6 protein-coding genes are annotated in these 7,200 nt (G+C 39.9%); 4 read left to right on the top strand and 2 right to left on the bottom strand.

The genetic code is table 11. The features are described from left to right. Together AC2JBO_RS41215 and AC2JBO_RS41210 are read left to right on the top strand one after the other, a co-directional pair. A partial coding sequence (locus tag AC2JBO_RS41215; RefSeq protein ID WP_496959408.1) for an Npun_R2821/Npun_R2822 family protein occupies positions 1–851 on the top strand: 851 nt, incomplete at its 5' end. Positions 852–1,046: 195 nt separating this feature from the next. Beyond that, positions 1,047–1,946 (top strand): glycine betaine ABC transporter substrate-binding protein, encoded by a 900-nt coding sequence (locus AC2JBO_RS41210; protein ID WP_496959409.1) that lies wholly within the window; start codon positions 1,047–1,049, stop codon positions 1,944–1,946. A 116-nt stretch (positions 1,947–2,062) separates the two neighbouring features. Here AC2JBO_RS41210 and AC2JBO_RS41205 read toward each other — a convergent pair whose 3' ends face one another. Continuing rightward, positions 2,063–2,575: a TMEM70/TMEM186/TMEM223 family protein gene (locus AC2JBO_RS41205; RefSeq protein ID WP_496959407.1), complete on the bottom strand. Its 513-nt coding sequence runs from the start codon at positions 2,573–2,575 to the stop codon at positions 2,063–2,065. 65 nt (positions 2,576–2,640) lie between these two features. Next, positions 2,641–3,054 (bottom strand): hypothetical protein, encoded by a 414-nt coding sequence (locus tag AC2JBO_RS41200; RefSeq protein ID WP_496959406.1) that lies wholly within the window; start codon positions 3,052–3,054, stop codon positions 2,641–2,643. 331 nt (positions 3,055–3,385) lie between these two features. On the opposite strand from AC2JBO_RS41200, the gene AC2JBO_RS41195 reads away from it, so the two are divergent. Both AC2JBO_RS41195 and AC2JBO_RS41190 read left to right on the top strand, forming a co-directional pair. Next, positions 3,386–6,796, top strand: coding sequence for an alpha/beta fold hydrolase (locus AC2JBO_RS41195; protein ID WP_496959405.1), 3,411 nt, complete (start codon positions 3,386–3,388; stop codon positions 6,794–6,796). A gap of 216 nt (positions 6,797–7,012) precedes the next feature. Beyond that, positions 7,013–7,200 (top strand): hypothetical protein (locus AC2JBO_RS41190; protein WP_496959404.1); only part of this gene is annotated, 188 nt, incomplete at its 3' end.

Here is a 7,200-nt window from a genome sequence, read left to right as displayed (position 1 = left end):
TTGTGATGATTCCATATGATGACAATTATCACAACATCGCCGAAACACTGAATCAATACTATGGTGTAAAGGTTTACGAAGACTTAGAATTTATCGACCGTTTATCAAAGAAATTACACGAAACTTTTGGTGGCAAGTTTTTCGCGCGTCCGAACCAGTTCCGTAAACAAGCTTGTTGGTATGGGGAATTCGACGAGTTTTTATACATCGACACCGATATAGTCGTCTTTGAAAAAATCGCCGATAACTTGAATTACTTGGCACATACAGATTTTATCAACTGTGATTACCAGCATTTAGGCGGTATAAAAAACGTATTCTCAACAAAAGTATTTGAAGACAAGGTATTTACACAAGAAGAAGTCAAAGATATATTCAACGGTGGGTTCTGGGGTTCCAAGAAAAATCTCGTATCCGAACAGGACTTGTACGAAGTATTTACCGAATGTGCCGAACATCCGGAATACTTTGATTTTTCAGAAAAAACTTCCGACCAGCCAATCATTAACTATATGTTATTAAAGCGTATCAAAAACCGCTTTAATATAGTACGGCGTGAAGGTCAGGCGCCTGGTAACTGGGCAGGTACACCGCACTTTCAATCAAAACAGGGGCAAGCAAATATATTAATCGACCCAACAGTAAACCAGCAGCTACAATATTTACACTGGGCAGGTATACGTATTCAACCTGGCTGTCCTTATTGGGAGACTTGGGAATACTACCGTAATCTTAACCCGGAAATACCACCCGCTTATTTTCCGGCGCCCGTCCAGAAAAGTCAGTGGCAAAAAACAGTAGATAATCTCAAAAACCAACTACGGCAAATTAAAGCGAACGTAAAACCGTAGGGCATTACGGCTACGGGGTTAGAGAATGTTTTTAAAGTATTAAATCCCCCCTAATCCCCTTATTAAGGGGGGAAAAGAGCTTTTTTAGCTGATTAAGGCGGGTTGGGGGGATTAAACGCGGATTACATAGTAAAATATTACTTTTAAAACATCCTCTAACTAAATTAGTAACCCTATATGCATTTGAAAACTAATTTGAAAAACTTTTTAGTTATTTGTATTTTCACGTGCTGTTTAATTTTAACTCTAGCCAGCTGTAATCTTAATCAAAGCAACTCCGGCGCCGGAGATATAATAATTGCCTCGAAAGATTTTACCGAACAAGATATATTAGGGGAATTACTAGCGCAGCAAATTGAGGCAACAACAAAACTAAAAGTTGAACGTAAACCGCGTTTAGGTGGTTCATTTGTTTGCCATAAAGCATTAACAGCGGGAAAAATAGACGGTTATATAGAGTATACAGGAACTGCATTTACAAGCATTCTCAAACAACCCGTAATTAACGACCCCAAAGAAGTTTATCGGCGCCTCAAACAAGGGTATGCAGATAAATATAAGCTTGAAGTGATGGAATCTTTGGGTTTTGAAAATACTTTTGCAATGATTATACGTGGTGAAGACGCAAGAAAATATAATATTAAAACATTATCAGAAGCGGCAAAATATACACCTCAATGGCGTGCTGGGTTTGGATATGAATTTGCCGAACGTGAAGACGGTTTCCCAGGTTTATCAAAAAGATACAATCTACAGTTTGGCTCTAGACCAAATATAATGAGCTTAGACTTAATTTACCGCGCGTTAACTCAGAACCTAGTAGACTTAATAGCAGGGAACTCCACTGACGGACAAATATCTCGCTTAGGTTTACAAGTTCTGCAAGACGACAAAAAATACTTTCCACCTTACGAAGCAGTGCCAATAATTCGCCAGGAAACTCTAAAAAAACACCCAGAACTAAAAACAGCTATATCACAACTAAGCGGAAAGATAACAGCAGATGAAATGCGTCAATTAAATAACTTAGTTGAAGGGGAATTGCAAGATATTAAGGATGTAGTAACCAAGTTTCGCAAAACAAAAAACTTGTAGAATAAGTTATATATTGTCATCGTTCATTGTCATTCTGAGCGCTGCGAAGAATCTAAACTATGATTGAATTACATATTCGTGATTAATAAATGGCGCCAGTTATTAGTAGGCGCCGTTCAAAGCTTTTCAAATAACTCTTGGTTAAGGATTTCGCCCTGAGTATCAACAATCAATGGCAACTTCCGCCCGGTGTTACGCACTGACTTCCAAGGCGCATTTACAGATATAGAAGAGGGATCGAAATTAGTCAAATCTAATTGCCCTGTATGCTCGCTACTACCAAGAATATTTGAGAGTTCGATTGTATGACGTTTAGTTCCAAAAAATTCGACGGTATTTAGATAAAGTTTTTGCTCGCGGTCATCATAATCAATGCTGGCTACATACAATTTGCCATACAGCCACATGCCACCTGCAAAAGCTACACCAAGACTGGAAACAATGGCGCCGATAGCTATACGCTGAGGCAATGGTTTTAAAACTCCACCATCACCCGGAGCTAGCCCAAAATTTCGAGATAAATGCACTCCAGCTAAGGTAGTTCCAACCAAAGTAGTTAACGATAGTAGCATAACGAAACGGACTTTTACTAGTTGTCCAGCAGCGCGGAAGACGGGAATTGTAGTCATGTTAATCTACTAAATATTGACAGGTGAAATTCTACATGTTGATTGTGGTAAGTGCCTGTTAAAGCCTAGCGCGGAACTGCTGTTATAGGAGTTCCATTCCATGAAAAAGTCGGTTCAGCTTCACAGTAACTCCATTTTGCTTCCCAAGGCATAGGAAAATTAGGCACTGTAAAACGAATCGAAAATCGTCCCCAAGTGTTGCTTAATTTTCCAGAACTATCTTCTCGGCCTGTATCGCATTTAACGTTAGATTTGCCAATCCAGTAACCATGATAAACTCCACGATTATTGAATACTCCAGCTAGCCCTTCAATAAAAATGGCGCCTGTGGGATAAGTCCAAATAGCTGTTTTACCTCTATCTGTTTGGTAAACTACTTTCCCATAATTGCTATTCCATACTTCGTCCGCAAACGCTAAATTTGGTGCAGTAGCCAAGAGAAATGCTGCACTTACAATTGATAAGTATGTGTATTTCATGACATTTATATACTAAGTGTCGTTTAGATTTAAAAAATTATACTGGCTGACGTATAATATCATGTCCCTAGGTAATTATATTTAGGTGCGTGAAGGCTACCAGTACTGCGCTTCGTTTTAAAATTTTAGTAGCCTTCACGCACCCTACTTTGTAACCAATAACTCATCCGTTACATCCGCTCTCATCCGTTGCAAGTTAGGCTGCACAGGCAAGGATGCCTGTGCCACAGGGGGGTTTTGCGGAATTATTGTTTTCTGTGCTGAAGCTCAAAATTAGTGCTGCTATTTAAATATATGTTTTCTGTTCTTTAGTTATATATAAAGGATTAAGATGACTCGTTTATCAAATTCTATTGAAAATATCAAAAGCCACTATCAAGTGGTGGTTATTGGTTCAGGGTATGGGGGTGGTATTGCTGCTTCGCGTTTGTCCCGCGCGGGTCAGCAGGTATGTATCCTCGAACGTGGTAAGGAGTTCCAACCGGGTGAATATCCCAATACTGTGCTGGAAGCTACGGAAGAAATTCAGGTAAATTTACCTTCAGATAAGCATATTGGTTCACGCACGGGTTTGTATGATTTCCACGTTAATGAAGATATCAGCGTCTTTGTTGGCTGTGGGTTGGGTGGTACTTCGCTAGTCAATGCGAATGTTTCTCTACGCGCGGAGCGTCGAGTTTTAGAAGATACACGTTTTCCTCAAGCTTTACGCGATGATTTAGATACGCTTGTAGATGCAGGATACAAACGGGCTGAAGAAATGCTTAAGCCTTCTCCTTATCCTACAGATTTTCCAGAATTGAACAAGTTGGAAGCGCTGGAGAAGTCAGCAAAATATTTGAATGAGAAGTTCTACCGTCCCCCAATTAATGTTACTTTCCAAGATGGTGTCAACCATGTAGGGGTAGAACAAAAGAAATGCAATTTGTGTGGTGATTGTATTACGGGTTGCAATAATCAGGCGAAAAATACTACTTTGATGAATTATCTGCCTGATGCTAAAAATCACGGTGCCGAAATTTATACGCGAGTATCGGTAAAGTATCTTGAACGCGCGGGTGATAAATGGTTAGTTCATTATGAGTTATTAAGTTCTGGACGCGATAAATTTAACGCTGGGACAATGTTTGTAAGTGCAGATATTGTTATCTTGGCGGCAGGTACATTAGGTTCTACCGAGATTTTACTACGTTCGGCTCAACATGGTTTACCTGTGTCTTTACAGTTGGGACTTAACTTTTCTGGTAATGGTGATGTCCTCGCATTTGGTTATAATACAGACCACAAAATTAATGGTATTGGTTATGGAGCTAGTCCTGTAAATGAGAAGGAACCTGTAGGCCCCTGTATTACTGGCATCGTTGACATGCGCTTGCAACCGCAGTTGGATAATGGGATGGTGATCGAAGAAGGTTCTATTCCAGGCGCCATTGCTACATTTCTCCCTGAAGTATTTAAGAAAGCTTCCAAAATAATGGGCGCCGATACTGATAGCGGTTTAGTTGATTTTACTAAAGAGAAAAAGCGCGAGTGGGAAAGTAAAATTTATGGACCTTACACAGGCGCCCTCCAAAATACCCAGACTTACCTTGTGATGACCCACGATAACACAGGCGGTCGAATGTATTTAGAGAATGATAATCTTAAAATCAGTTGGTCAGGTGTTGGTTCACAGCCGATTTTTGAACGTGTAAATAATCGTCTTAAGGAAGCAACTATACCTTTAGGCGGCACCCAAATTCCAAACCCAGTATGGAGTAAGTTTTTCCAAAAAGATTTGGTGACAGTTCACCCGCTAGGAGGCTGTGCGATGGGAGAAAACGCAGAGTCCGGTGTTGTAAATCACAAGGGACAAGTTTTTGCTGGAACGACAGGTGATACTGTTCACAAAGGATTGTATATAAGTGATGGCTCTGTAATTCCTCGGTCACTCGGTGTAAATCCACTACTTACAATTTCTGCTATTGCCGAACGTTGCTGTGTACTAATAGCTCAAGATTACGGTTGGACAATTGATTACACTTTACCATCGGCGCGCTTGTCTACAGGATTTGAAGTTGTAGAGAAACCTTTGGGAATTCAATTTACCGAAACAATGCGCGGTTACTTTTCAAGTCAAGTTAAAGATGACTATGTACGTGCAGCATCTCAAGGTAAGTTAGATAATTCAAAGCTGGAATTTACTCTAACTATTATCTCTGATGATTTGGATAAAATGCTCACCGACTCTAACCATCAAGCTAGTATAGTTGGTAGTGTTACGGCGCCTGCAATTTCTCCTGACCCACTTACTGTAACAAACGGTATATTTAATTTATTCGTTGTTGACCCTGACAACGTTGGCACTAGGCAAATGCGTTATCGGTTGGTAATGACTTCCGAAACTGGACAAGCGTACTTCTTAGAAGGGTTTAAAGTTATTCACGATGAAGCAAGCTTTGATATTTGGGAAGACACAACGACACTATATACAACTGTATACGAAGGTTATAGTAGCGCGGCGCCTGTACTGGGTAAAGGCATTTTAAAAATACTGCCTGCTGACTTTATGCGGCAACTATCCACGATGCGCGTCACAAATGCCAAAAATATTGAGCAAGAACTGGAAAAAACAGCCGCATTTGGTAAATTCTTCGCAAAATCATTGTTTGATGTATACGGTGGAGTTGTAGCACAAGGCAGTGTATTTAACCCTGATGCACCACCCCGCAAAAAACGCCAACTCAGAGTTTCGGCGCCTTCTGTATACTTTATTAATACTAGTGATAACGTGCAGTTGCGCTTGACTCGTTACCAAGGTGGTGCCAAAGGGCCTGTTATGCTTGTTCACGGACTAGGTGTATCGAGTCGCATTTTTAGTATCGACACTATCGAAACCAACTTACTCGAATATTTGTATGCACAGGGTTACGATGTTTGGCTGTTTGATTATCGTTCGAGTATCGAACTTCCTGCATCATCAACATCTTACTCTGGTGACGATATTGCTCTTAAAGATTACCCTGTTGCTGTCGATAAAATCAGAGAAATTACTGGTGCCGAAAGGATCCAAGCAGTAGTTCACTGCTTTGGCGCCACAACTTTCTTAATGTCAATGCTTGCTGGTTTGAAAGGAGTCCGCGCGGTAGTTTGCTCACAAATTGCGACTCATAGTAAAGTACCATTTATGACAGCGCTGAAATCAGGGTTGTATGTTGCAACAGCGTTAGAAATGCTGGGAGTTGAATCCTTAACTGCTTATGTAGATAGTAATGCTAATTGGCTAAACCGACTTTATGACAAAGCCTTAAAATTGTATCCTGTTGATGCAGGGGACGGTGATACTAGTCCTGTAAGTCGCCGCATATCATTTATATACGGGCAACTGTACGAACTTAACCAACTTAATACTGCAACGTATGATGCAATGCACGAAATGTTTGGTGTTGTGAGTATGAGAAGCTTAGAACATTTAGCATTGATGGTTCGTAAAGGGCATTTAGTCAGCTTGCTTGGTCAGGAAGATTATATTCCAAACTTAGAAAAACTTGCAATTCCTATTACCTTTATTCATGGTGAGAAAAATAATTGCTGGTTGCCTGAAAGTACAGAAATTACTTATGACTTGTTAAGTAAAAAGAACGGCAAAGATTTATATACCCGTCATGTAATACCTAACTATGGTCATATAGATTGCATTTTTGGTAAGAATGCAGCAAGAGATGTGTATCCGTATATATTACAGCAATTGGAAGAGAGTTAAAAGTGCTGAGTGCTGAGTGCTGAGTGCTGAGTATAAGAGAGGTAGGGTGCTTGATGCTACATAAATTTTGAAACTAAGCGTAAGTCTAATGGCATCACGCACCTTACTAATAGCACCTTAATAATAGTATATATATTTACCACACAGACAGTAGAGACGCGATTAATCGCCTCTCTACACAGAGATAAGCACCTTATTAATTAATAATTAGAAGTTATGAATAAAGCTGAAATATTAGAAGCATCGAATGATATGGCGCCTGTTCATGGATATGTTGACGTGAATATTCCAATTAAGGTGTTGTGGGAAAATTTCCAAAGTCCGAATTTGTGGCATCGGTGGAATGATTGTTTTTTTTGGACGTTTAATAAGAAGTTGGAAGTTGGCAAACAATTAATATGGTG

This window comes from Calothrix sp. CBUCES-K 9914, from assembly GCF_059640475.1.
The sequence above is the reverse complement of the archived record's forward strand: the minus strand, read 5'-3'. Positions and strand labels throughout refer to the sequence as shown.